This is a genomic window from Alteribacter natronophilus, assembly GCF_006007885.1.
Classification (GTDB): Bacteria; Bacillota; Bacilli; order Bacillales; family Salisediminibacteriaceae; genus Alteribacter; species Alteribacter natronophilus.
Window position 1 is genome coordinate 574492 of the sequence record NZ_VCRO01000001.1, and the last position, 25135, is coordinate 599626.

Annotated in this window: 20 protein-coding genes; 18 read left to right on the plus strand and 2 right to left on the minus strand. The window is 48.9% G+C overall.

Annotated features, from left to right (window positions below; genetic code table 11):
* Nucleotides 1-108 precede the first annotated feature (108 nt).
* From FGB90_RS02910 to FGB90_RS02935, 6 genes are all read left to right on the plus strand, one after another.
* Complete coding sequence (locus FGB90_RS02910; protein WP_138809068.1) at nt 109-903, plus strand: TIGR00282 family metallophosphoesterase; 795 nt, start codon at nt 109-111, stop codon at nt 901-903.
* Nucleotides 904-1094: 191 nt separating this feature from the next.
* Nucleotides 1095-1355, plus strand: a complete 261-nt coding sequence (locus tag FGB90_RS02915) for a stage V sporulation protein S (protein ID WP_138809069.1) — start codon at nt 1095-1097, stop codon at nt 1353-1355.
* A gap of 262 nt (nt 1356-1617) precedes the next feature.
* Nucleotides 1618-3360 carry a 2-oxoacid:acceptor oxidoreductase subunit alpha gene (locus tag FGB90_RS02920; protein WP_138809070.1) on the plus strand — a complete coding sequence of 581 codons (1743 nt, stop codon included), beginning with the start codon at nt 1618-1620 and terminating at the stop codon, nt 3358-3360.
* On the plus strand, nt 3361-4227 hold the full coding sequence (locus tag FGB90_RS02925) for a 2-oxoacid:ferredoxin oxidoreductase subunit beta (RefSeq protein ID WP_138809071.1): 867 nt from the start codon (nt 3361-3363) through the stop codon (nt 4225-4227).
* A 382-nt stretch (nt 4228-4609) separates the two neighbouring features.
* The gene (tdh, locus tag FGB90_RS02930) at nt 4610-5650 is read left to right on the plus strand and encodes an L-threonine 3-dehydrogenase (RefSeq protein ID WP_138809072.1); all 1041 of its coding nucleotides are present in this window, start codon (nt 4610-4612) and stop codon (nt 5648-5650) included.
* 133 nt (nt 5651-5783) lie between these two features.
* A complete protein-coding gene (locus tag FGB90_RS02935; protein WP_138809073.1) occupies nt 5784-6959 on the plus strand; it encodes a glycine C-acetyltransferase in 1176 nt (391 codons plus the stop codon).
* A 312-nt stretch (nt 6960-7271) separates the two neighbouring features.
* On the opposite strand, the gene FGB90_RS02940 is transcribed toward FGB90_RS02935, so the two are convergent.
* A complete protein-coding gene (locus FGB90_RS02940) occupies nt 7272-8582 on the minus strand; it encodes a C40 family peptidase (RefSeq protein WP_138809074.1) in 1311 nt (436 codons plus the stop codon).
* A gap of 211 nt (nt 8583-8793) precedes the next feature.
* Between FGB90_RS02940 and miaB the strand changes: the two genes are divergently transcribed.
* The 9 genes from miaB (at nt 8794) to hfq (ending at nt 19973) form a co-directional block, all read left to right on the plus strand.
* Nucleotides 8794-10341 carry a tRNA (N6-isopentenyl adenosine(37)-C2)-methylthiotransferase MiaB gene (gene miaB, locus FGB90_RS02945; protein ID WP_138809075.1) on the plus strand — a complete coding sequence of 516 codons (1548 nt, stop codon included), beginning with the start codon at nt 8794-8796 and terminating at the stop codon, nt 10339-10341.
* Nucleotide 10342: 1 nt separating this feature from the next.
* Nucleotides 10343-10759 (plus strand): YlbF/YmcA family competence regulator, encoded by a 417-nt coding sequence (locus tag FGB90_RS02950; protein ID WP_138809076.1) that lies wholly within the window; start codon nt 10343-10345, stop codon nt 10757-10759.
* Between the two features lie 413 nt (nt 10760-11172).
* Nucleotides 11173-11745: an outer spore coat protein CotE gene (locus FGB90_RS02955; RefSeq protein ID WP_138809077.1), complete on the plus strand. Its 573-nt coding sequence runs from the start codon at nt 11173-11175 to the stop codon at nt 11743-11745.
* Nucleotides 11746-11935: 190 nt separating this feature from the next.
* Complete coding sequence (locus FGB90_RS02960; protein ID WP_138809078.1) at nt 11936-12946, plus strand: putative amidoligase domain-containing protein; 1011 nt, start codon at nt 11936-11938, stop codon at nt 12944-12946.
* 112 nt (nt 12947-13058) lie between these two features.
* Nucleotides 13059-15716, plus strand: a complete 2658-nt coding sequence (gene mutS / locus FGB90_RS02965) for a DNA mismatch repair protein MutS (RefSeq protein WP_138809953.1) — start codon at nt 13059-13061, stop codon at nt 15714-15716.
* A gap of 21 nt (nt 15717-15737) precedes the next feature.
* Complete coding sequence (gene mutL / locus FGB90_RS02970) at nt 15738-17696, plus strand: DNA mismatch repair endonuclease MutL (protein WP_138809079.1); 1959 nt, start codon at nt 15738-15740, stop codon at nt 17694-17696.
* Nucleotides 17697-17956: 260 nt separating this feature from the next.
* On the plus strand, nt 17957-18757 hold the full coding sequence (locus FGB90_RS02975; RefSeq protein ID WP_138809080.1) for a class I SAM-dependent methyltransferase: 801 nt from the start codon (nt 17957-17959) through the stop codon (nt 18755-18757).
* Nucleotides 18758-18774: 17 nt separating this feature from the next.
* Nucleotides 18775-19695: a tRNA (adenosine(37)-N6)-dimethylallyltransferase MiaA gene (gene miaA / locus FGB90_RS02980; RefSeq protein ID WP_138809081.1), complete on the plus strand. Its 921-nt coding sequence runs from the start codon at nt 18775-18777 to the stop codon at nt 19693-19695.
* Between the two features lie 47 nt (nt 19696-19742).
* Nucleotides 19743-19973: an RNA chaperone Hfq gene (gene hfq, locus FGB90_RS02985; protein ID WP_138809082.1), complete on the plus strand. Its 231-nt coding sequence runs from the start codon at nt 19743-19745 to the stop codon at nt 19971-19973.
* A gap of 94 nt (nt 19974-20067) precedes the next feature.
* On the opposite strand, the gene FGB90_RS02990 is transcribed toward hfq, so the two are convergent.
* Complete coding sequence (locus FGB90_RS02990) at nt 20068-21114, minus strand: tyrosine-type recombinase/integrase (protein WP_171051673.1); 1047 nt, start codon at nt 21112-21114, stop codon at nt 20068-20070.
* Between the two features lie 173 nt (nt 21115-21287).
* On the opposite strand from FGB90_RS02990, the gene spoVK reads away from it, so the two are divergent.
* The 3 genes from spoVK to FGB90_RS03005 all read left to right on the plus strand — a co-directional run bounded on the left by spoVK (nt 21288) and on the right by FGB90_RS03005 (nt 24869).
* Complete coding sequence (spoVK, locus tag FGB90_RS02995) at nt 21288-22238, plus strand: stage V sporulation protein K (protein ID WP_138809084.1); 951 nt, start codon at nt 21288-21290, stop codon at nt 22236-22238.
* Between the two features lie 66 nt (nt 22239-22304).
* Nucleotides 22305-23585 (plus strand): GTPase HflX, encoded by a 1281-nt coding sequence (gene hflX / locus FGB90_RS03000; protein ID WP_138809085.1) that lies wholly within the window; start codon nt 22305-22307, stop codon nt 23583-23585.
* Nucleotides 23586-23588: 3 nt separating this feature from the next.
* A complete protein-coding gene (locus tag FGB90_RS03005) occupies nt 23589-24869 on the plus strand; it encodes a methionine gamma-lyase family protein (protein ID WP_138809086.1) in 1281 nt (426 codons plus the stop codon).
* Nucleotides 24870-25135 lie beyond the last annotated feature (266 nt).

Consider the following 25135-nt stretch of genomic DNA (forward strand, 5'->3'; position numbering starts at 1 on the left):
CGGGAAAGCGGACGTCAGGAGTCAGAACACAGTTCTTTTATCAGGACTGTCTTCGGTAACACCAGGACTCCCATCCGGCAAAAAGCATAATAGTAAGGAGTTTTATATATGAAAGTACTGTTTATTGGTGATGTTGTCGGATCACCCGGCAGAAAAATGCTCAAAGAATACCTGAAACGGCTGAAAGGCAAGTACCGGCCGGACGTAACAATTGTAAACGGTGAGAACGCTGCATCCGGCAAGGGTATTACTGAAAAAGTATTTCATGAAATAAAAGAAGCAGGAGCCGATATTATTACCCTCGGCAACCATACGTGGGATAAAAGAGAGATCTTTGATTTTATTGAAGACAAACCCGAAATGATCCGTCCGGGAAATTTCCCGCCGGACAACCCGGGTACCGGTATTGCCTATCATAAATCCGGCAGTCAGACAATCGCTGTCATCAGCCTTCAGGGACGAACGTTCATGCCTCCGATCGACTGTCCGTTCAGGAAAGCAGACGAGATGGTGGAGGAAGCGAAAGGGAAATCCGATTTTATCTTCGTGGATTTTCATGCTGAAGCTACGAGTGAAAAACAGGCAATGGGCTGGTATCTTGACGGCAAAGTGTCGGCTGTAGTGGGGACCCACACACATGTGCAGACTGCCGATGCAAGAATTCTTCCGGAGGGAACCGGTTTTATTACCGATGTGGGAATGACAGGACCTTACGACGGTATCCTCGGAGTGGAAAAAGAAGCGGTACTTCACAGGTTTTTGACAAATCTTCCAACCAGGTTTGAAGTTACAAAAGGCAGGGAACAGTTAAACGGAGTCTACGTGACGCTGAATAGGCAAAGCGGCCGGGCGGATTCAATCAGATCCATTATGATTAACGACGATCAGCCATTCTTCGATTAACCCGAACCTGGCAATACTTCCGACAGGAATATAATTGTAGGTTTCGAATATATACAAAATGAGGTAAATCACTTAAAAACCCTCTTAAGGGTGCGAAGACCCGCCGGCTGGTCCGTGTGTTTTCACGGCTGATTGGCCGTTAAGTTACCTGCTCCATTCGATCCTATTTATCATCCTAAGGAGGTCCTAAATTGGAAGTATTAAAAGTTTCAGCAAAATCCAACCCAAACTCTGTAGCCGGTGCCCTTGCGGGAGTTATTCGCGAACGCGGTGCCGCTGAAATCCAGGCAATCGGTGCAGGTGCATTAAATCAGTCAGTCAAAGCGATTGCCATTGCCAGAGGATTTGTAGCTCCCAGTGGAATTGACCTGATCTGCATCCCTGCTTTCACAGACATTCAGATTGACGGAGACGAACGGACAGCTATTAAACTTATTATTGAGCCGAGATAACAAAGGACTGCCTGCTTTGAGCCAGGCAGTTTTTTCGTGCGGTTGCACAAATTACATAATACAGGGACAGGAACACCGTTTATAATCTTAGATTCTACTTCTGGTACAAGCAAAATATGTTACAATATAAGAGATTTAGAGCGCGTACCACAATTTTACAGTCCGCGGGTTTTCCCGGGTGCCAGTGCGTCAGCCGGGCTCCCGATGTGATGTTTACTACTTACAGGCCGAATACAGGCCGTCAATAAAGGGGTGCAGGAAGATGATTACACATTTGTCCTGGAAAGTTGGCGGACAGCAGGGGGAAGGTATCGAAAGTACCGGGGAGATTTTTTCCTCTGCCCTGAACCGTCTTGGTTATTATCTTTATGGCTACCGCCATTTTTCCTCGCGGATCAAGGGTGGACACACGAACAACAAAATCCGTGTAAGCACGAATCCGCTCAATGCCATATCGGATGATCTGGATATACTTGTTGCGTTTGACCAGGAGACGATCGACGTTAACGCGCCGGAGCTCATCTCAGGAGGCGTAATTCTGGCAGACAGCAAATGCAAACCGTCAAAGCCCGAACATTCCGATGCCCACCTGTTTTCCATTCCGTTCACCGAAATTGCAAACAGTCTCGGCACTTCCCTGATGAAAAACATGGTGGCTATCGGAGCTTCCAGTGCCCTCCTCGGTCTGAAGCCGGAGAATTTCGAGGGTGTCGTGAAACAGATCTTTGGCCGTAAAGGGGATGCGGTAGTCCAGAAAAACATGGATGCTGTCCGGGAAGGGGCTGCTTATTTTGAAAAGGAAGCAGCCGGCACCGGTATTTCCTTTAAGCTTGCACCTGTAGAGCCCGAAAAACGGATGTTTATGATCGGTAATGATGCTATTGCGCTTGGGGCGCTTGCCGGCGGTGCGCGATTTATGCCTGCCTATCCGATCACACCGGCCTCCGAAATAATGGAATACCTTATTAAGAAACTGCCCGATTACGGCGGGACAGTCATCCAGACTGAAGATGAGATTGCTGCATGTACGATGGCAATCGGAGCGAACTATGCCGGTGTGCGCTCTCTCACGGCCTCGGCGGGACCGGGACTGTCCCTCATGATGGAATCCATTGGCCTCTCCGGGATCACGGAAACACCGCTCGTTATTGTGGATACCCAGCGGGGAGGCCCGAGCACGGGTCTTCCCACAAAGCAGGAACAGTCCGATCTGATGGCTATGATATATGGCAGTCACGGGGAAATCCCGAAAATTGTAATGGCTCCTTCAACTGTGGAAGAAGCCTTTTACGATACGATCGAAGCATTTAATCTTGCAGAAGAATATCAGTGTCCGGTAATTGTACTTTCGGATCTTGCACTGAGTCTCGGAAAGCAGACCGTTGAACCGCTGGACTATGACCGGATCGAGATTCGCCGGGGGAAGTTCGATCCCGGACGTGAGCTTCCGGAACTTGAGAAAAATGAGTATTTCAAGCGGTACGCCGATCCCGGAGACGGCATCTCGGAAAGGGTCATACCCGGAATGAAGAATGCCATTCATCACGTTACCGGAGTCGAACACAACGAACAGGGAAAACCTTCCGAGAGTCCGGAAAACAGACGTTACCAGATGAATAAGCGTATGAAAAAACTGAAAACCGTTCACGAAACATTCCCTGAACCTGTATATGCTGATACCCGTCATGAAAAAGCGGATCTGCTGATAATCGGATTTAATTCCACTAGGGGAACGATTCAGGAAGCCATTCCGCGTCTTGAAAAAGACGGTTTGAAGGTTAACCACGCCCATGTAAGGCTTATGCACCCGTTTCCGGCAGAGGAAGTGCGGAAACTGATGGCGCAGGCGGATAAAGTGGCTGTAGTGGAAAACAATGCCACCGGTCAGCTTGCCAGGCTCATCAGGATGGAAACAGGAGCAGGGAATCTGGAGACGGTACTCAAATACGACGGAAATCCGTTTTTACCTGGAGAACTTCACCACGCGTGCAAGGAGTTGTTTTAAATGGCGACATTTAAGGATTTCAGAAATAACGTAAAGCCCAACTGGTGTCCGGGGTGCGGTGATTTCTCAGTACAGGCGGCGATTCAGCGGGCTGCTGCAAACGCGGATCTTACTCCGGAGAATATGGCTGTCGTCAGCGGGATCGGCTGTTCAGGAAGAATTTCCGGATACATTAAATCCTACGGTTTTCACGGCATTCACGGAAGAAGCCTGCCGATTGCGCAGGGAGTGAAGATGGCAAACCGAGAACTCACAGTCATCGCTTCCGGGGGTGACGGGGACGGTTTTGCCATTGGGATGGGTCACACCATTCATGCAATCCGGAGAAACATTGATGTAACTTACATCGTAATGGATAATCAGATATACGGCCTTACAAAGGGTCAGACCTCACCACGCAGTGATATGGGCTTTAAAACAAAAAGCACACCTGGCGGTTCCATCGAGTCGGCACTTAACGTTATGGAAATGGCTCTTTCGGCCGGAGGCACATTTATCGCCCAGAGCTTCTCCACTGACTTAAAGGAACTTACGTCTCTTATTGAGCAGGGCATCGCCCACAAAGGTTTCTCCCTGATTAACGTATTCAGTCCATGCGTCACATTTAATAAAGTGAACACATACGACTGGTTCAAGGAGAACCTGACGAAGCTGTCGGATATTGAAGATTACGATCCTTCAGACCGCGGTGCTGCTATGAATGTGCTCATGAAACATAATGGACTTGTAACAGGGCTCATTTACCGGAACACGTCCCAGCCTCCATACGAGGAACTGGTTGAAGGGTTCCGTGACGAAGGACTTGCACATCAGTCCTTAACTCTCGGAAAAGAGCAGTTTGATAAGCTTACAGCAGAATTTATGTAAAGCGGGCGGTACTGCTGCCGGATATTTTTAAGCTGAAAACGAGTATTCAAGCCGGTAAAGAGGGTCTTCCTTTCTGCCGGCTTTACATATGTGACTAACTCCGGGGTCTGGGACAGCTTCTCTTCCACCTGACCTGGACAGAGAAAAACCCGATGAATCCGAGGTTACGAAAAAAAATTTCCGAGGTGCTCATTTGTCCTTCTCCTGTGAACAGTTTTGTTTACGCATACAGCAGAGCGTGCTAAACTTAAGAAGGCTGCGTCTGAATGGAGGGTCAATCACCAGCAGTGAACCACTCCGGGATTGACGGCCATTCAGGCGCAGCGCGACAGCGACAGACAGTACGTTTTCATATTACGTTATACCAGAAGGGGTGCTTATAATGAAAGGAACCATGAAAGCAATTGTGAAGGCGGAACGCTCCCCCGGTGCGAAGCTTGAGCAGGTCCCGATTCCCGAAATCGGTGACGGGGAAGTGCTTATTCAGGTAAAAGCAACGAGTATCTGCGGAACAGATGTCCATATTTATGCATGGGATGAATGGTCCCAGAGCAGGGTGAACCCACCTTATGTTTTTGGACATGAATTTGCCGGTATCGTTGTGGAAAAAGGAAAAAACGTTACAAACGTGGAAGTTGGTGACCACGTAAGTGCCGAAACCCACATCGTGTGCGGTGAATGTTCCCAGTGCCTGACAGGTCAGGCTCATATCTGTGCCAATACACAGATTATCGGGGTGGATCGTGACGGCTGCTTTGCAGAATACGTGGCATTGCCGGCACAAAATATGTGGAAAAACGATCCGGATCTGCCGTTCGACGTTGCCAGTGTGCAGGAGCCGCTGGGAAATGGTGTCCACACCGTCCTGGCCGGGGATGTGGCAGGAAAATCAGTGGCTGTAATCGGCTGCGGTCCAATCGGGATTATGGCTGTCGGAGTCGCAAAAGCATGCGGGGCTTCCGAGGTTATCGCCTTTGACTTAAACGACTACCGACTGGACCTTGCAAAAAAGATGGGGGCAGATACGATCGTCAACTCCTCCACTGAAGATCCTCTTGAAGAGGTGAACAAGCTGACCGGAGGTAACGGAGTGGATGTAGTCTGTGAAATGAGCGGACACCCGGTTGCCATGAACCAGGGATTTAAAATGGTTACAAACGGCGGACGCGTTTCCATACTCAGTCTGCCTGTCCGGCCGGTGGAAATAGACGTAACAAACGATATTGTGTTTAAAGGTATTACTGTTCAGGGAATTACAGGCCGGAGAATGTATGATACGTGGCAGCAGGTATCAGGTCTTCTCGGCTCGGGCCGGGTTGATGTGAAACCGATGATTACCCACCACTTTCCACTAGAGGAGTTTGAAAAAGGGTTCAATCTGATGATCGAGGGAAGATGCGGAAAAGTGGTACTTCATCCTTAAGCTGACCGCACATGCGCGCCCGGATGTTTTCGCTGTACATCCTCATTTCGGGCATGAACTCTGCAGGCCGGGGAACTCTATAGAAATATGAACAGCCATTTTATACTACATTATCCAGTTGGAGGGATTGACTGTGAAAGGATTTGAATACCTGAAAGAAGAGCTTCAGAACATGAAAGGCGAAGGCACATTCCGCTCTCTTGTACCTCTGGAGTCCGACCAGGGAGCAAAAGTAGTCATTGACGGCAGGGAAATGATTCAGCTTTCATCGAACAACTACCTTGGCCTTACCGGACATCCTAAAATGAAGAAAGCAGCGATCGAAGCTGTCGAGAAATATGGTGCCGGTACAGGCTCCGTCCGTACTATTGCCGGTACGTTTACAATGCATGAAGAGTTTGAGAGAAAACTCGCCGAATTCAAGCATACAGAAGCGACGCTCGTGCTTCAGTCAGGTTTTACAGCCAATCAGGCAATTCTCAGTTCCATTCTGACGAAAGACGATGTGGTCATTTCAGATGAATTAAATCATGCTTCCATCATTGACGGGATCCGACTGACCAAAGCAGCCCGTAAGATCTATAAACACGTTGATCTTGAGAGCCTGGAAGAAGCGCTGAAGGAAAGCGCTGACTACCGTAAACGCCTCGTAGTAACGGATGGTGTATTCTCCATGGACGGAAATATTGCACCTCTGAAGGAAATTGTTGAGCTCTGCGAAAAGTATGATGCCCTCATCATGGTTGATGATGCCCATGCCAGCGGTGTTCTCGGAAGTAACGGCCGTGGAACTGTGGACCATTTCGGACTTAACGGCAGGGTGCATATTCAGGTTGGTACGCTCTCAAAGGCCATCGGCGTCCTGGGGGGATATGTGGCAAGTACACAGGAAGTCAGAGACTACCTGATTCATAAAGGCCGTCCATTCCTTTTCAGTACATCCCACCCGCCGGCTGTAACTGCGGCATGTTCAGCAGCGGTGGATGTCCTTCTCGAGGAGGAGGATCTGATTGACCGTCTCTGGAAAAACACAGAGTTCTTTAAGCAGGGACTGGAAAAACTCGGTTTTGATACAGGAAAGAGCGATACACCAATTACACCGGTAATTGTGGGAGATGAAGCAAAAGCGCATCAGCTTTCCGACAAGCTCCGTGATTACGGTGTGTTTGCCCAGAGCATTGCATTCCCGACAGTGGCCAGAGGGCAGGCGCGTGTACGGACAATCGTTACCGCCCAGCATTCCGAGGAACTGCTTCAGGAAGCACTCGATGCATTTGAAAAGGCAGGGAAAGAACTAGGTATTATTTAGCTCCTGGACATTATCCAGACTGATGGCTCTTACTGCATGTAAGAGTCATTTTTTCTGTTTTTATCCTGGTTGATTGTTTAAAAATCACGAGACGCCTGCGGGAAGAGCAGGGACTGAAGATCCACCGGGGCGATCTTCCCCGGTTAGCTGAAGCCCTGCCCGCGGCAAGCGAGTGTATTTTTGAACAATCAACCTTCTGATTGATCCCATTATGCCTTTTCCATTGCAGGGGTAGGTTTATTATATTTTTATTATGTAAACTTAATCTGCAGAGAAAAACCGCAGAGGAGTAAAAGTCCTCTGCGGAAAGGGTCAGTAGCGCCTTGCGCCTGCATATCTTTCGGAAAAATAGGGGGCGTAGTCAAGGTGACGGGTCGTCACTCCGGAGGAGACACTTGAAATCATGAACTGGCTGTGTCCAATGTAGAGGCCGCTCAGATAGCTTTCCTCCCCTTCAAAGAAAACAAGATCCCCAATTTCAAGATCCTCCCGTTCAACCGGTGTGCCGCTCTCAAACTGTGCGTTGGCGGTGGAAGGAAGTTCCGTTCCGTTACTGTCCGAAAACACCCGGCTTACAAAACCGGAGGTGGTGAAATCGTCCCTGAACAGATAGCCGGCTGCGGCCTGCACTACCGGATATTCCCCGCCAAGTGACAGTTCGTCGAAACGTTTAATACCGGTAAACGCATCCTGCCAGTAATCGTTCATGTAGGAGATCTGGGTCATCTCCTCCGTTCTGCTTGCATGAATCATAAAATTCCCGCCCAGATATATGCCTGCGTGGGTAACAGGGTCTTCCGCGCCTTCTTCATCCGCGTCAGATTCAGCTTCAATTCCGGAAAAATAAAGCACATCACCCGGCTCGGGATGAGCTTCACTTACCGTACTGCCAACGCGGAACTGATCACGGGTAACGCGGGGAAGATAAACGTCCATGCTTTCACGGAATACCTGCTGTACAAAAAACGAACAGTCGAAGCCTTCCACACTGTTTCCGCCAAAGACATAGGGTGTATCCAGGTACTGGATCGCATGTCTGACGGCAGGGTGATCATGATCGGAATAGGTGGAGGGGTGAAGAGCGGTCTTTTCCTCACTGCTCAGACGGCGTCCGCCGATGAACCGGTCGGACCAGAACGTATCAGTTTCAAAGGAGAGTGTTTCAACTCCGTTTGACTGTGAAACCGTCATAAATTCCCCGTGCCCTATATAAATGCCGCTCATCAGTGTTTCTCCTTCAAAGAATACGAGATCCCCGGGGTGAAGATCGTAAAGGGAAACGTGCTGACCCAGATCGTACTGGTGACCGGCAATTCTCGGCATACGGATGCCGCTGCTTTCATGGTAGACAAACTGTACAAATCCTGAAGTGTTAAAACCGTCAGACGGGTCATTTCCACCCGACTGAAACGGAGTCCCTTCAAGAGAGCGGGCCTGTGCAAGAAGGTCTTCCGTGCTTTCATTAAGCTCTCCGTAATCACGGTCTCCAAATGAAATTTCCTCCCCGTCGTCCGGTGAGGAATCCCCAGGCACGGAAGCACTCTCCCACGGTTTTGTGATTAAAACGGCCATAGCCAGTACCGCAATTGCTCCGGTACTTCCTGCGACTGCTTTTCTGTTCATTTAAACATCCTTTCAAAATGGAAAATTGCTGTTCGAATTTTCGGGCATGTCTGCCTTCCAGTGTAGCAGGGAATGGTTTTATGTGCAAAAAAAGGAAACGGACAGATGAAACCTGGAAATGTCAGTTGTGAAGCGGACAAAAACCCTTTATACTAAGAGGTTGGAAGAGTTTATACAGCCAATATGGTCCGTAAAGGAGTCGAGAGACCAAATGAATGAAGAACAGCGCAAATTTCAGACGCAGACTGGAAACCGTCCTTCTTCCCCGGACAAAAAATCCGTACAGGAAAAGGATTACTCCCAGTATTTCCAGACCACATATGTTCCTCCAAACCTGAAACAGGCAAAGAAGAGGGGCAAGGAAAATGTAGAGATTCATTACGATTTTGAAGTACCGGAACAGATGCGCGGAATCGGAAAAGGAAAGAAATTCCTGATACGCACTTACGGCTGTCAGATGAATGAACATGACAGCGAAAATATGGCCGGAATCCTGCTCAACATGGGTTTTGAGTCAACATCGCTTGCAGATGAAGCCGACGTGATTCTGATCAACACGTGTGCCATACGTGAAAACGCTGAAAACAAGGTTTTCGGCGAAATCGGAAACCTGAAAAACATGAAGCTGGAGCGTCCCGAGCTGGTTATTGGTGTCTGCGGCTGTATGTCACAGGAAGAATCCGTTGTAAACCGGATCATGCAAAAGCACCAGCAGGTGGATCTTATTTTCGGGACCCACAATATCCACCGTCTTCCGAACCTGCTTCAGGACGCCATTATGAGCAAGGAAATGGTCGTGGAAGTCTGGTCCAAGGAAGGGGACATTATTGAAAGCATGCCCCGTGCCCGGAAAGGACAGATTCAGGGCTGGGTGAACATTATGTACGGCTGCGACAAGTTCTGTACCTACTGCATCGTTCCTTATACGAGAGGAAAAGAACGAAGCCGCCGCCCGGAGGATATTATCGAAGAAGTGAGGCACCTTGCAAGAAACGGCTACAAGGAAATCACCCTTCTTGGTCAGAACGTTAACGCCTACGGAAAAGATCTGGCGGATATGGATTACGGGCTTGGTGATCTGATGGATGAAATCAGGAAGATTGACATTCCGAGAGTCCGGTTCACAACCAGCCATCCGCGTGACTTTGATGACCATCTGATTGAAGTGCTAGCCAAGGGCGGAAACCTTGTGGAGCACATTCATCTGCCTGTTCAGAGCGGAAATAATCAGATTCTCAAGCTGATGGCGAGAAAGTATACCCGTGAGTCATACGTGGAGCTTGCGAAGAAGATTAAACAGGCGATTCCCCATGCTTCCTTTACAACCGATATCATTGTAGGGTTCCCAAATGAAACGGAAGAGCAGTTTGAGGATACTCTCTCTCTTGTAGAGGAAATGGAATACGACAGCGCCTTCACCTACATTTATTCCCCGAGGGACGGTACACCGGCTGCAAAGATGGAGGATAACGTTCCCCATGATGTGAAGCGGGACCGCCTGCGCCGCCTGAATGAGCTTGTAAATGAACTGTCGGCCAGAAAGAACAAGCCGCTGGAAGGCCAAGTCGTTGAAGTTCTGGTTGAAGGAAAAAGCAAAAAAGACCCTGAAACACTTGCAGGACGTACAAGAACAAATCGTCTTGTAAACTTCAAGGCACCCGAGTCTTGCATCGGTGAGCTTGTGAACGTTAAAATAACAGAAGCGAAAACCTGGTCACTCAATGGCCAGACAGTCGAAACTGCAGAGGTGAAATCATAAAATGGCACATACAAAAAAAGAAGTTATCGAAAAAGCCAGGGAGCTTGCCAAAGTGATGGCGGACACAGAAGAAGTTGATTTTTTCAAGCGCGCGGAACTTCAAATCAATGAAAACGTCCGTGTCCAGGAAATTATCGCAAAAATTAAGGCGCTGCAGAAAGAAGCGGTTAACCTTCAGCACTACAATAAAACAGAAGCCCTCAAAAAAACCGAGGCAAAAATTGACGCTCTTCAGGATGAGCTCGATGAGATTCCAATTGTAAAAGAGTTCAAGCAGTCCCAGACTGAAGTGAACAGTCTCCTTCAATTTGTCTCAACGACAATTTCAAATGCGGTCACCGATGAGATTATTAAATCAACCGGCGGTGACGTACTGAAAGGCACAACAACGAAAAGTCCGTTCGGCTCAGGCTGCTGACCGGCCCCGAAGACCACCCGTACAAGGGTGGTCTTTTTTCAAGTCCGGATTAAATATTTCACGTACCGTATTAAAAACCGACCTATACTTCCTTCAAAAATATCAATCTCAATTATGATGGCATGAACAAGAAAAACCTCTCATATAAATAAATGAACTTACGTAAAGGTCTGAATAAACGCAGTCCACTGAACACTCTTAAAACGGAGGTGGAAAGATTACAGCGATTCTGCGTCTCTCATTCTTTCCGCCCGGTTTCAGTAACAATCGGATGTTTGTTCACATAGGCTGAAGTAACGCAGTAATTCTTTTATCACAATGGCCGGATGTCCTGCATACGATGCCAATGGAACTGTTATGATTTTTCAGTTTGATTTGCTGTGAGTCAATCAATTGTTTGAGGAGGGAATTGCATGTCACCAGCAGACAAAGATCTAAATTACAGAGAGATTATTACGAAGGCTGTATGCGGAAAAGGGAGAAAGTTCTCCCAGGCGAGCCACGACATTACACCGTCCCATACACCAACGAGTATCCTGGGGTGCTGGATCATCAATCACAAGTATGACGCAGGGAAAAAGGGAGATGCTGTGGAGGTAAATGGCAGATACGACATTAATATCTGGTATTCCTACAGCAACAATACGAAAACGAATGTGGCAACAGAAACGGTCTCCTACACTGACATTGTGCCGCTGGCAATGCAGGACAAAAACGTCCTGTCGGATGACATCGATGTGCTGGCAAGAGCCATCCAGCAGCCGAATACGCTGGAAGCGACCATTGCCGGAAACGGATCAGATGTAAACGTACAGGTGGAGCGGGAATTTGTTGTAGAGGTAATCGGCGAAACGAAAGTCTGTGTCTATTGTAATCCGGACTTCTCAGGCGATGACTGGGATGCTAAAGTCTGGGATTACGATGTGGAGGATGAAGCTTTCGAGGACCTGGATCCAAACTTCCTGATGGGAGACCTGGAAGAATAAACATATGAAGGTAACCTTACGAGACCGTTCAAGTCTTAGAGGTTGCCTTTATTTTTTTGCTGCGGCAGAAAAGCAGGACTGCAGAGGCTGAAGACTCTGTGTTATCCAAATAAACCCTTAAAGAAGGAGTGGAAGTAAGCTGAATCGTCTTACTGCCTATGGCGTAAAAACAGAGACAGGCAGAACTGGAATGCTGCGGATTGGTCTATCAGCGGCAGAGTACAATATTCACCGGATCACGATTCATCTCCCGGAGAGTCAGACAGGCAAGGAGTTTACAAGAGACGGTGTCTCCTCTTTTTATAAAGGGCATGAAATGCTTGAAATGATTCAGCGTGCTGCCCTTGCACTGGGTCTGACAAACTATACGGCGGAAGCTGAGCGAAGAGGTAAGGATATTTATCTCACCTCCATCCGTCCCGATGAGCCCGGTGAAGTACCTGAAGAGAAAACAGTCCCGAAAAACTCTGTCACATTCGGAGCTGACGCAGAATATATGATTTTCGGAACCGGCACGGAGAGACCGAAAGCAGTACAGATTAATTCCGGCAGGGCGGAAGCGGATACAGACGACGCCCTCATACGTAAAGGATACAATTTTTACAAGCCGGTATTTGAGCTTCGTCCATCCCCGGCCTCTTCAGGTGAAGAACTGCATTCAAACCTGCTCAGCTTGTACAGCAAAGCGGTACGGCAGGCAGGACTTATAAGCGCTGAGATCAGAGGAGGGGCCAATCCTTTCGGGCGCTTTATGCTCGGAGGGCACTTTCATTTCGGGAGTCTCCAGCCTTCATTCAGGAAAACAAAGGAACTTGATGCATTTCTTGCGATTCCCTGGGCCCTTACGGAAAACCGGCAGGAAGCAGGGAGAAGAAAAAGCACCTGGGGGTGTCTCGGTAATGTAAGGTCAAACCGCTTCGGAGGGTTTGAATACCGTACCCTTTCCTCCTGGGCCGGAAAAATACCCGGTGCGAGGCCGCTTTTCACCTACATGGCATGGCTCGTGAAACAGGGAAATCTACCATCTCCGGAAATTCCCGACCGGATCCTCGCTGCATTTGCCGAAGACGACCGTGAGGAACTTCTTCAGTACACTGAGGAGGTTTTTATAAAATTATTGCAGACTTTCAGAGGAGAGGGAGACCGGGCAGCAATCACGGGTTTTAAAAATTATATCAAAAGAAACATGTCAGGATTTTAACTTTCCGGTGCTTTGTTTTTCCTTCAGCCTCCTCTCCTAAACAGGTGGTCTGTGTTATAATGAATCTCACAATAAGAGAAACGGCACGAAAGATGCAAGGTGGAGGAAGATGATGTCGAAACAGATGAAAACCCCAATGATGCAGCAGTACCAGAAGATCAAGGCCGACTACACGGACGCCTTTTTATTTTTTCGGCTCGGAGATTTTTACGAGCTGTTTTTTGAGGATGCCGTAAAGGCAGCGAAAGAACTGGAAATCACCCTGACTGCCCGCGGAAAAGGGGAGGACCGGATCCCTATGTGCGGCGTTCCCTACCATTCCTGTGAGGGCTACATATCCAGACTGATTGAAAAAGGGTATAAAGTGGCCATTTGTGAGCAGACAGAGGATCCTGCCCAGGCCAAAGGAGTGGTCAGGCGTGAAGTGGTGCAGCTGATTACACCCGGAACCGTTATGGATGGAGCAGCCATAAATGAAAAAGAGAACAATTACCTGCTCGCTCTTTCTGAATTCAGCGGGGACAGGTACGGCCTTGCAGCAGCGGATCTGACAACAGGGGAAATCAAAGTGACTTCCTTTCAGGACGGTCTGACTGCTGTTATGCACGAAGCGGCCTCATACAGCCCGAAGGAAATCGTGGCAGCTTCATCGTTCCCCGGCGAAAAGCGCCGCCATCTGAATTCATTACTGAACGTAACGTTTTCAGAGGAGGATGAAACGTCCCTTCCTGCAGAGATGAGGGAGCTTGTGGACGGTCTTCAGGATGAAAGTCTTACTGTAACGGTCATCCGCCTGCTTAACTACCTTTACCGGACAAAGAAGCGGTCCCTCGATCATCTTCAGCCTGCTGTCTATTATTTTGCCGGCGATTATATGAAAATGGATGTTCACTCGAAACGAAACCTGGAACTTACCGAAACGATCAGGGAAAAAAAGAAATACGGATCCCTTTTATGGCTGCTTGATGAAACGGTGACGGCCATGGGAGGCAGACTGCTTAAACAGTGGATCGACAGGCCTCTTCTTGATCCTGATAAAATCCGAGAGCGCCACAGTGCCGTTGGAAGCCTGATGGACCGCTTTTTTGAACGCGAGGAGCTTAAAGAACAGCTGAGGGATGTCTATGATCTTGAGAGGCTCTCGGGAAAAGTAGCGTTTGGAACGGTAAATGCCCGTGATCTTATACAGCTGAGACGTTCACTTGAAAGGGTACCGGCCATATTTGAAACGGCCCTGCAGCTTGACGATCCCTATGCTTCACGGCTGGTGGAAGGAGTCGACCGATGCGGACCGCTCAGGGAGCTTCTGGAGGAAAGCCTGAGGGACGACCCGCCTGTTTCAGTGACGGAAGGGGATATGATTAAGGACGGATTCAATGACCAGCTCGATACGTACCGGGATGCCATTCGCAACGGCAGAAAATGGATCACCCAGCTTGAAAAAAACGAACGGGAAGAGACCGGCATCCGATCTCTTAAAGTCGGTTTTAATAAAGTGTTCGGTTATTATATTGAAGTCACCCGCTCAAATCTTGCATCCCTTCCGGAGGGCCGTTACGAGCGCAAACAGACGCTTGCAAACGCAGAGCGTTTCATAACACCTGAACTTAAGGAAAAAGAAGCGCTGATTCTGGAAGCTGAAGAAAAGATCGGAAAGCTTGAATACGAAATTTTTCTTGATCTCAGAAAACAGGTGGCTGCCTATATTTCCAGGCTTCAGGATCTTGCCAAAGTACTGAGTACGCTGGATTGCCTCCAGAGTCTCGCTGAAGTGAGCGAAGCGAATCATTATGTTAAGCCGGAAATGAATAACGAAGGCGCTGTTGACATCGCAGATGGCCGTCATCCTGTTGTGGAAAAGATGATTGATGAAGGGGACTACGTGCCTAATGATATCAGGCTCGGAAAAGACCGTGAAATGCTGTTGATTACGGGCCCGAACATGGCTGGTAAAAGTACGTATATGCGTCAGCTCGCTCTATGTGCGGTAATGGCTCAATGCGGGGCGTACGTACCTGCAGGGCATGCTGTTCTTCCTGTTTTTGATCAGATCTTTACCCGGATCGGGGCGGCAGATGATCTCGCCCAGGGCCAGAGTACATTTATGGTTGAAATGATGGAAACAAGACACGCCGTTACCAGAGCGACAGCCCGCAGTCTCATTCTTCTTGATGAAATCGGCAGGGGAACATCCACTTATGACGGAATGGCTCTGGCGCAGGCGATCATGGAATACATCCACCGGAACATCGGAGCAAAAACGCTGTTTTCAACTCATTATCATGAACTGACCCGGCTGGAAGAGGAACTTCCGAAGCTGAAAAACGTGCATGTATCAGCTGCCGAGGAGAACGGAGAAGTCGTTTTCCTTCACAAAGTAATTGAAGGAGCAGCGGATAAAAGCTACGGCATTTACGTGGCCCGACTGGCACAGCTTCCGGAGGAACTCATCAGCCGTGCAGGTGTCATCCTCGAGCAGCTGGAAAAAGGGAATGAGGAAAAACCTGAAGAAGTAAAAGTACCCGTAACAGCGGGGGCGCCTGAAGAAACCGGGAAGTCCGGGGATGAAAGGAGCCCCGACGGAGAAGGTCAGCTCAGCCTGTTTGATCCTGGACAGTTTTCGGGTCAGGAAGTCCGCGGAGGGAAAGACAGACTGTTAAAAGGGGAAAAAGAGGCCATCAGGGAACTCAGTGAGCTGGATCCTCTTCATATGACACCTTTTGAAGCGATTCAGACTCTGCACGAACTTCAGAAAAAGCTCCGCAGATAGCCGGAAAAAGGAGGGAAACCTTTGGGTATTATCAGAAAACTCGACGATCAGCTTTCCAACAAAATTGCTGCCGGTGAAGTAGTGGAACGGCCTGCATCGGTAGTGAAGGAACTTGTTGAAAATGCCATTGATGCCGAAAGCACGCGGATTCGGGTTGACCTGAGTGAAGGCGGACTCTCCTCCATCAGGGTGCTTGATAACGGCAGCGGCATGGAAGCAGACGACGTGGAGACTGCCTTCTACCGGCACGCCACAAGTAAGATTAAAACTGACCGGGATCTGTTCCGGATCACCTCTCTTGGTTTCAGGGGAGAAGCTCTCCCGAGTATTGCCTCTGTAAGCAGGCTGACCCTTACCACCAGTATCGGTGAAAAGGATGGGAGCAGGATCGTCATAGAAGGAGGCAAATCCGGTGCGGTAACAAAGGCAGCGGCAAGGAAAGGGACAGAGGTGCTTGTTGAGGACCTGTTTTTCAACACGCCGGCACGTCTGAAGTATCTCCGTACCATTCATACCGAGCTGGGTCATACCTCGGATACTGTAAACCGTCTTGCACTTGCTCACCCGGAAATATCATTTGAGCTCTACCATAACGGAAAAGAACTCCTCAGAACGAACGGGGCCGGGGACCGGTTAAGAGTAATCGCAGCCATTTATGGAAGAGACACGGCCCGGAAAATGATGAAAATCGAAAACCGCTCTCTTGATTTTTCCGTGGAAGGCTTTATTGCCAAACCGGAGGTAACGCGCTCCAACCGCTCCTACATCTCACTTCTGATAAACGGCAGGTTCGTAAAAAACTTTGCAGTCACAAGGGCGATTCACGAAGGCTACCATACGCTGCTGCCGATCGGGAGGCATCCTGTTACTGTTATCAGTGTCACGATGGATCCTGTCCTGATTGATGTCAACGTTCACCCATCAAAGCTGGAAGTGAGGCTGAGCAAGGAGCAGGAGCTCACTGATCTGATCCGGGAAACGATAAAAGCGAGATTCCGGGAAACCGAACTAATTCCGGAAGTGAGTGCACCTGTCCGGAAAAAGAAACAGTACTCCGAACAGACAGAGTTTAATCTGACTCCGGATAACGGTAAAGACACGATTATTTCCGAACAGAAGCAGCCATCTCCCCAAAGGGAAGCTGTAGGGCCGGTCTTTCAGGACGCTGCTCCGGAAAAAGAGGAAACTGGAACAGACTTTGCAGAAGGGGCAAACGCTGTCCATGAACCTGCCCCGGGCCCGGTCAGTACCAGCCCGGAACAGGGGAAAATGCCGGCACCTGAGCGTGGGGAGAAAAGTGAGCGCTCTGAAGAAGGTACGTATACTGCTGATCAGAAACCTGCTGGGACCGAACCGGTAAATGGGCCTGGTGAATCGGCTGAATCTCAGGAAGAGGGACTTATGCCTGTTCTGTATCCAATCGGGCAGCTTCACGGGACCTATATTCTTGCCCAGAACGACGAGGGTCTTTTTATCATCGACCAGCATGCTGCTCAGGAACGGATCAAGTATGAGTATTTCCGGGAGCAGGTGGGACAAGTCGAGAGAAGGAAGCAGGATCTTCTCGTACCTGTTACATTTGATTTTACACAGAGAGAGGAAAATGCAGTTCTTGAAAAAAATGAAGAACTGCAGGCTGTTGGCATTGAACTTGAGAACTTTGGTCAGCGGTCCTACATTGTAAGAAGCCATCCCTTCTGGTTCCCTAAAGGGGAAGAGGAATCCCTGATCAGAGAAATGATAGATCTGGCTATAGATGGCCGTGCTCCCGATGTAAAAAAGATGAGAGAAGAAGCAGCGATCCTTATGTCGTGTAAAGCAGCAATCAAAGCAAACCGCTATCTTCGTCAGGATGAGATGCACCGGCTGCTGGAAACACTTCGAACCTGTGAAGAGCCGTACACCTGTCCACACGGCAGACCGGTAGTACTCCGTTTTACCACATATGAAATGGAACGGATGTTTAAGCGGGTAATGTAGTACAGGATTCTGTCTGGGCAGGTAATCAGTCGTAACTGGCCGTCTCCCGGAGTCTAATTGTAACAAGCGAAGCGGAACGCCGGGAGTGAGACTCCTGCGGCAGCAGGGGGCCGGATGAGACCCCGCAGTGCGAAGCGCGAGGAGGCTCATCGCACCGCCGCGGAAAGCGAACGTACGGCATGAAGCTGAGCTTATAATCGGCACATTTGAAACACAGGAAAACATTTTCCTGAATAACAAGTGAAAGCAGTGAAGCGAACATGATTGTAACGACAGCCCCGAAAGCAACTCCGGTTATGCTCAGACGTGCTGAAGAAGCCTCATCCGCCCTCTCAATTCCTTACGTGGAAAGAGGGCGCTTTTCAGTTACAGGTCTTCAGAAAAAGTGGCGCTGCCCCGTTCTCGTCGCCGAGTCCAGTCGTCTTACATTACATAATCCAGGCACCGGCCCACTTTTTTATCATCCAAACGCAGCAATGATCCGGGCAAAGGTGTTTCTGAAAACCGGTGAAGACCCGATGATTGGGGCCGCAGGGCTTGAGCAGGGCATGAGTTTTGCTGATATGACTCTGGGTCTCGGGGCTGATGCCCTGGTTGCAAGTTTAGCGGTTGGAAAATGTGGGAAAGTTTTCGGTACGGAACACAATCCTGTCCTGAGCCACATCGTCAAGGAAGGTCTCCGGGAATTTGAGACCGGTGTACCGTCAGTTAACGAGGCTATGAGACGGATCCGGGTTTTCGCGCATCATCATCTGAAATGGCTGAAGACCATGCCTGAGTCTTCTGTTGATGTCGTTTATTTCGATCCGATGTTTACTGAGCAGGTAAGTGGCGCGGACGGACTGTCACCGTTAAAAAATCTCGTATCTACAGTCTCTGATACAGCTGAATTTCATCAGGCAGTGCGTGAAGCCAGACGTGTGGCACGGAAACGGGTGGTCCTGAAAGACCACTTCAGATCCGGGCGTTTTCAGGAAGGGGGCTTCTCTGTTGAAGTAAGACCTTCTGCAACATACCATTTCGGGGTATGGAATAAGCAGGATAGCGCAATAATGGACTAACAGACAGGTGATGACTCATGACAAAAAAACCACTTGCCGTACTGGCAGGCCCGACTGCAGTGGGAAAAACGGCACTAAGCATAAAACTTGCCAAAGCACTTGACTGCGAAATCATAAGCGGTGATTCCATGCAGGTGTACAGAGGAATGGATATCGGGACAGCCAAAATTACTCCTGAGGAACAGCAGGGGGTTCCGCACCATCTCATCGATATAAAAGATCCCCGGGAGGCTTTCAGCGTTCAGGAGTTTCAGGATAGAGCCCGGATTCTGATTGATGAAATCCATTCAAGAGGGAAGCTTCCTTTTATCGTCGGTGGCACCGGTCTTTATCTGAATGCCGTAATTTACGGTTACAGTTTTACTGAAGTACAGGGGAATCCCGAATTCCGCGAGGAGATGGAAGCATATGCAGCGCGTTTCGGCAACGAGGCCCTTCACCGGAAACTGGCAAAAAAGGACAGGAAAGCATCCGAGTCCATTCACCCTAATAACGTCAGGAGAGTAATCAGGGCACTTGAAGTTGCCAGTTTCAGTGACTTATCCCCCAATACTCCGCAAAGTTCCGAGCCCCGGTACCATACAGCTCTGGCAGGACTGACGATGGAGAGGGAGCGTCTTTACGGGAGAATAAACCAAAGAGTGGATGTTATGATGAACGAGGGGCTTGTGGAAGAGGCAAGGCACCTCTACGACATGAACATCCGGAACTGTCAGTCTGTCCAGGCCATCGGATACAAGGAGATGTACGCGTATTTTGACGGGCTGATTTCACTTGAAGAAGCGATCATCAGCCTCAAACAGAATTCAAGGCGGTTTGCCAAACGGCAGCTCACCTGGTTCAGAAACAAAATGGATGTCCGCTGGTTTGATGTGACGGACGGAGCAGACCAGAAGGAACAGGAAGTAAAACAATTTATAGAAGGAAAGCTGTTTTAAACAGCGAATAAATATAATAATGTCATTTCAGGGAGGGCACAAAAACAATGAAGCAGCAAACAGTAAATATTCAGGATCAGTTCCTCAATCAGTTACGAAAAGAAAGTATTCCGGTGACGGTGTTTCTGCTAAACGGATTTCAGCTTAGAGGATTTGTAAAAAGCTTCGACAATTTCACCGTCATTTTAGATACAGACGGAAAGCAGCAGCTCGTTTATAAACATGCCATTTCAACTTTTTCCCCGCAGCGTAACGTTCAGCTTAACCAGGAAAGCTGACAGTAATAGCCGGAACAATCAATACTGTCAATATACAGGAAGTTAAAAAGAGGGTGTCCAAAAAAGTACCGGAAGGTCTTTTCGGACACCCTTTTTACAGGATGGATGTGTTTTTATCTTCCCTGAGCGCATTTCCGGAACTGAGGTGATTTCTCTGCTCCGGCGGTATTGGAGTAAAAGCCCCTGTCTCCTCCGGGAAGGTCATGAGATAGTTTTTATACGGATCGAGAGGCTGTACCGTTGTAAAGGCAAGTTCCTCTTTCAGTTCTTCAGCAGTGGCGTTCTCCAGAAGCCGGTGAAGAATATAGGTGCTCCTGAACATGCGTGCACTTATTCCACGGCGAATTCCGGCTCTTCTGACTTCCTGTCTGATCATTTTCTGAACGGACACAGGTGTGAGCCGCTTTGGAGACTCATCCTCATAATTCCAGCGGTACGTTCCTCTCTGGAAATCAAATGCAGCGAACAGGGGGTCACCGGTATGCCATCGGGGACGAACCGGTTCCGGTACAGTCTGATAATAGCGGTGAAGAAGAATTCTGTCCCCATCGTCCAGTGTTATGGACCTGGGTTTTCCTTTTCTGCTTCTCAGTTCAATAACCCCTGACTGGAAGTGCACCTGATTCATGACAAGGCCTGTGACTTCCTGTACACTGAGTCCGTAAAACAGCATCAGATGAATAATGGCCTGGTTTCTGTCCCGGTAAAAATGCCAGTTCTTCAGCTGATGTTCGGAAAGACCCCTGCTGCTCTGAACTGTTTTCAGAAGTCTTTGTATATCGTCTGTGGAAATGAAATTATGACTGTTTTTTCTGTGTTCAGCAGTCTGGCTGCTGAGATGACGGTCAAATGGACTGACGGTACGCGATGGACGGTGATACAGGAAGCACTGTTTTAAAACCGACAGAATTCTTCTGATTGTCAGGATTGAATACCCTTTATCATTGCATAGGTATAGGAAGAAAGCATCTGCATGTTCCGGGCTGAAACACCTGCCGGGAGGCGTTCCGTTTTCCCCGCACCAGCCTGTAAACAGTTCAAGGTCATATTTATAGCGTCTGATTGTACTTTCCTGTTTACCTTCACATGCTTCTGTAAGAAATGGGGTAATGATGTCAGTATGATCTGCCGTGTCCGCCATCTGCATCCCTCTTTTCCTGCCGTAATGCGGCTGGTTTAATCCGAGTATAAAAACATATGTTCAGAATTGTCAATAAACAGCGGTTTGAATTAGGCGGCTGTCACGATCGGAGCCGGATTGCGTATATTACAGTAGCAGTAATGTTAATTTAACGCTCAAGGGTGGTGACCCCTTTGCATCATGCAGACAGCAGCATAAGAAAAAAAGGGCAGATCAACATCGTTTTAAAAAAACAGCAGGAAAACGCAGATGCAGGCTCCTATGGCGGCCTGCCTCTTACAGATGAGGTTCATGCTCCATTCCGGCAGGTGGAAAAATCCCTGTCCTCCCTTGTCGGGCTTGGTGAAATGAAAACATTCATGAAAGAAGTATATGCGTGGATTTATCTGAATAAAAAGAGACAGGAAGCCGGTCTGTCAGCAAATAAACAGACACTTCATATGGTCTTTAAGGGAAATCCGGGTACCGGTAAAACAACCGTGGCCCGTATTGTTGCAGGTATGCTAAAAGAGATGGAAGTACTTGAGAAGGGCCATCTTATTGAAGCGGAGCGTGCGGATCTGGTGGGGGAATATATCGGCCATACTGCCCAGAAAACACGTGAGCTGATTAAAAAAGCAATGGGGGGAATTCTCTTCATAGACGAAGCCTATTCCCTGGCAAGGGGCGGGGAAAAGGATTTCGGCAAGGAAGCCATCGACACACTCGTTAAGGCAATGGAGGACCAGCAGCATGATTTTGTTCTTATCCTGGCAGGATACCCCCGTGAAATGGACCGTTTTCTTGCCCTTAATCCGGGACTGCCCTCCCGGTTTCCACTGAAAGTTGACTTCCCGGACTACTCGGTCAGTGAACTCAGCCAGATCGCCGGAAGAATGCTGGAAACGTGGCAGTACCGGCTGAACGGGCAGGCTGCCGAGCAGCTGAAAAAAATACTTTACAATGAGAAAAACAGGGAAGGCGCGCATTTCAGCAACGGACGTTTTATCAGAAACGTACTTGAGAAGGCCATCCGTCATCAGGCGGTCAGACTCCTTGAAGCAGATGACTACGGAAGGGAGTCGCTTCAGGTTCTCATGGCAGAAGATCTCGTAAAGTCCTATAATAAACTGAATTCGGGCTGAGGCGGCAGAAATATGGTTTTCTGCCGTACCCTTATTCAGGACACCGCAGGAAGTGAGGGAGAGTCTATGTCGGAAAAGCATAGTGTAAATAAGGAAAAGGCTGTACTTGTTGGTGTAAAAACAGGCAGTGTCAACGAAGAGGATTTTGTCTACAGAATGGATGAACTGGAGGCTCTTGTTCAAACTGCAGGAGGCACCGTTGAAGACATTCTTGTACAGAACAGGGAAGTACCTGACAGAACCACCTATCTCGGCAAAGGGAAAGTGGAAGAGCTCAAAATGCTCTGTGAAGAGAGGGACGCAGCGGTTATTATCTTTAATGATGAACTCACTCCTTCCCAGGTACGTAACTTAACGGCTGAGACTGATATGAAAATACTGGATCGGACCCAGCTGATTCTCGATATTTTTGCAGGCAGGGCTAAATCACGGGAGGGTAAACTGCAGGTGGAACTCGCGCAGCTCAGCTATCTGCTGCCCCGCCTTAGAGGACAGGGGCACGTCCTATCCCGGCTTGGCGGGGGGATCGGTACAAGGGGACCCGGTGAAACACAGCTTGAAATCGACCAGCGGCATATCCGCGGACGTATGACGGAGATCCGGCGCCAGCTTGAGCAGGTTGTTTCCCACCGGTCCCGGTACCGCGAACGCCGTAAACGTAACGAAGCCTTTCAGATTGCCCTGATCGGATATACAAACAGCGGGAAGAGTACGCTGCTTCACAAGCTCACTCTCTCCGAAACATATGCAGAAAACCAGCTGTTTGCAACTCTTGATCCCACTACAAGACAGCTCAGGCTTCCAAGCGGCATGAACGTGCTGCTGACGGACACTGTCGGATTTATTCAGCAGCTTCCAACCACTCTTGTTGCCGCCTTCCGTTCCACTCTTGAGGAAGTGAAGGAAGCGGACCTGATTCTTCACGTGGTGGATGCATCGGATCCTGATTACTACAATCATGAACAGACGGTGCGGGAGCTGCTGGAGGATCTGGATGCGTCGACGATTCCGGTATTGAAGGTGTATAATAAACGGGACATGCTTCAGAGTAATTTCTTTCCCGCATCAGACAGTCCGGCAACGCTTATTTCCGCATTTGACAATGAGGACCTGGACAAGCTCAGGGAAAAGATCGAGGCTGTTATGCAGAATGAATTCGCCCCGTATTTTGTTTACATTGAACCGTGGGAAGGGAAATGGCTTCACCGTCTACAGAAGGAAACAATCCTTCTGGAGCGGCTGTTTGATGAGGAAAACGAACGGTACCGGGTAAGGGGATACGCTTCTCCCGAATCTTCTGTTTACCATGAACTGAAGCAGAAAAGCACAGAACAGCAAGGAGAGTAACAGATGGATAATCAGACACTTCAAACCGGCTGGGTACATGAGCTGGCGGAAAAAGCAGTCACGGATCTGCAGGAGCTGTTTCGAAAACGGGACAGTATTAGTGAATACAATCAGCGTAAAGTAATGCAGGCTTTCAGGGAGTTTAACATTTCGGATTTTCATTTTAACGGCTCCACAGGCTACGGTTATGATGATACAGGCCGCGACACACTTGAAAAAGTGTACGCCAGGGTCTTCGGGGCGGAAGCAGCGCTTGTCCGCCCCCAGATCGTCTCAGGCACACACGCAATCAGCACTGCGCTGTTCGGTGTCCTGAGACCCGGTGATGAGCTTATGTATATTACAGGTGATCCTTACGATACCCTGGAGGAAGTAATCGGAATCCGTGGTTCGGGTGGAGGGTCACTAAGGGACTTTGGAATTTCCTACAGTTCTGTTCCCCTGCGTAACGGCAGGATTGATACCGGGGAAGTTGTCAGCCGGATCAGTCCCTCAGTCAAGGTGATCGGCATTCAGCGTTCACGGGGGTACGACGACAGGCCGTCTCTTTTCATCCGTGAAATCAGGGAGGCTGTACAGGAAATTAAGAAGAGCCACCCCGATATTGTTATTTTCGTGGATAACTGCTACGGAGAGTTTGTTGAAACCGAAGAACCCTGCAGCGCCGGGGCAGATCTTATTGCAGGTTCTCTGATTAAAAATCCGGGCGGGGGTATAGTGAAGACCGGTGGATACATAGCAGGCCGTGAGGATCTGATTGCCCTTTGCTCCAACCGGCTGGCAGCCCCGGGAATAGGCGCAGAGGGAGGGGCCTCACTTTATTCTCTCCTCGAGATGTATCAGGGATTTTTCCTTGCACCCCACGTAGTAAATCAGGCTCTTAAAGGAGCGCTGTACACTTCAAGGCTGCTTGAACTGGCAGGCATGGATACAGAGCCATCCTGGAGAGAGCCCCGGACCGATCTCATCCAGGCGGTCACTTTTCCGGAAAAAGAAATGATGATCGCGTTCTGCCAGGCCATTCAGGCTTCCTCTCCGGTCGATGCCCACGTAATGCCGCAGCCCAGTTATATGCCGGGCTACGAGGATGATGTGATCATGGCTGCCGGCACATTTATTCAGGGTGCGAGCATAGAACTCACTGCCGATGGACCGCTGAGAGCTCCATACAGAGCCTATGTGCAGGGGGGCCTTACCTTTGAACATGTGAAAATCGGCGTAACCGGTGCCCTTGAGGCACTTGCAGGGAAAAATCTTCTGCATCAGCCTGATAAAAAGGATTAAACAGGTTTTAAAAAGGGTAGGGGAAAGTGTCCCTGCCTTTTTTCTTATGTGCAGACATCTACATACATAACCCGGCTTTCTGGAGGCCGGGTATGATTTTTAATTTGTATGTCAGATTATCTGACAACTTTGCACACGACGGGTCAGGTTTTGTATAGGATGGAATTATCAAAGGAGAGCGAGGTGTTTCGACCGGCCGTCCATCTGAACTTTCAGCAGTTATAAAAGAAGGATGCGAGTCAAACTCACCAGGATAGAAACAAAGA

Excerpts from the sequence above, each read along its gene's own strand:
- hfq (WP_138809082.1), top strand. The coding sequence starts at position 19,743 with ATGAAGCAGCAAACAGTAAATATTCAGGATCAGTTCCTCAATCAGTTA.
- miaB (WP_138809075.1), top strand. The coding sequence starts at position 8,794 with ATGAATGAAGAACAGCGCAAATTTCAGACGCAGACTGGAAACCGTCCT.
- tdh (WP_138809072.1), top strand. The coding sequence starts at position 4,610 with ATGAAAGGAACCATGAAAGCAATTGTGAAGGCGGAACGCTCCCCCGGT.
- mutS (WP_138809953.1), top strand. The coding sequence starts at position 13,059 with ATGTCGAAACAGATGAAAACCCCAATGATGCAGCAGTACCAGAAGATC.
- hflX (WP_138809085.1), top strand. The coding sequence starts at position 22,305 with ATGTCGGAAAAGCATAGTGTAAATAAGGAAAAGGCTGTACTTGTTGGT.
- FGB90_RS02920 (WP_138809070.1), top strand. The coding sequence starts at position 1,618 with ATGATTACACATTTGTCCTGGAAAGTTGGCGGACAGCAGGGGGAAGGT.
- miaA (WP_138809081.1), top strand. The coding sequence starts at position 18,775 with ATGACAAAAAAACCACTTGCCGTACTGGCAGGCCCGACTGCAGTGGGA.
- FGB90_RS02910 (WP_138809068.1), top strand. The coding sequence starts at position 109 with ATGAAAGTACTGTTTATTGGTGATGTTGTCGGATCACCCGGCAGAAAA.
- FGB90_RS02960 (WP_138809078.1), top strand. The coding sequence starts at position 11,936 with ATGCTGCGGATTGGTCTATCAGCGGCAGAGTACAATATTCACCGGATC.
- FGB90_RS02950 (WP_138809076.1), top strand. The coding sequence starts at position 10,343 with ATGGCACATACAAAAAAAGAAGTTATCGAAAAAGCCAGGGAGCTTGCC.
- FGB90_RS02925 (WP_138809071.1), top strand. The coding sequence starts at position 3,361 with ATGGCGACATTTAAGGATTTCAGAAATAACGTAAAGCCCAACTGGTGT.
- FGB90_RS02975 (WP_138809080.1), top strand. The coding sequence starts at position 17,957 with ATGATTGTAACGACAGCCCCGAAAGCAACTCCGGTTATGCTCAGACGT.
- FGB90_RS03005 (WP_138809086.1), top strand. The coding sequence starts at position 23,589 with ATGGATAATCAGACACTTCAAACCGGCTGGGTACATGAGCTGGCGGAA.
- FGB90_RS02955 (WP_138809077.1), top strand. The coding sequence starts at position 11,173 with ATGTCACCAGCAGACAAAGATCTAAATTACAGAGAGATTATTACGAAG.
- FGB90_RS02940 (WP_138809074.1), bottom strand. The coding sequence starts at position 8,582 with ATGAACAGAAAAGCAGTCGCAGGAAGTACCGGAGCAATTGCGGTACTG.
- FGB90_RS02990 (WP_171051673.1), bottom strand. The coding sequence starts at position 21,114 with ATGGCGGACACGGCAGATCATACTGACATCATTACCCCATTTCTTACA.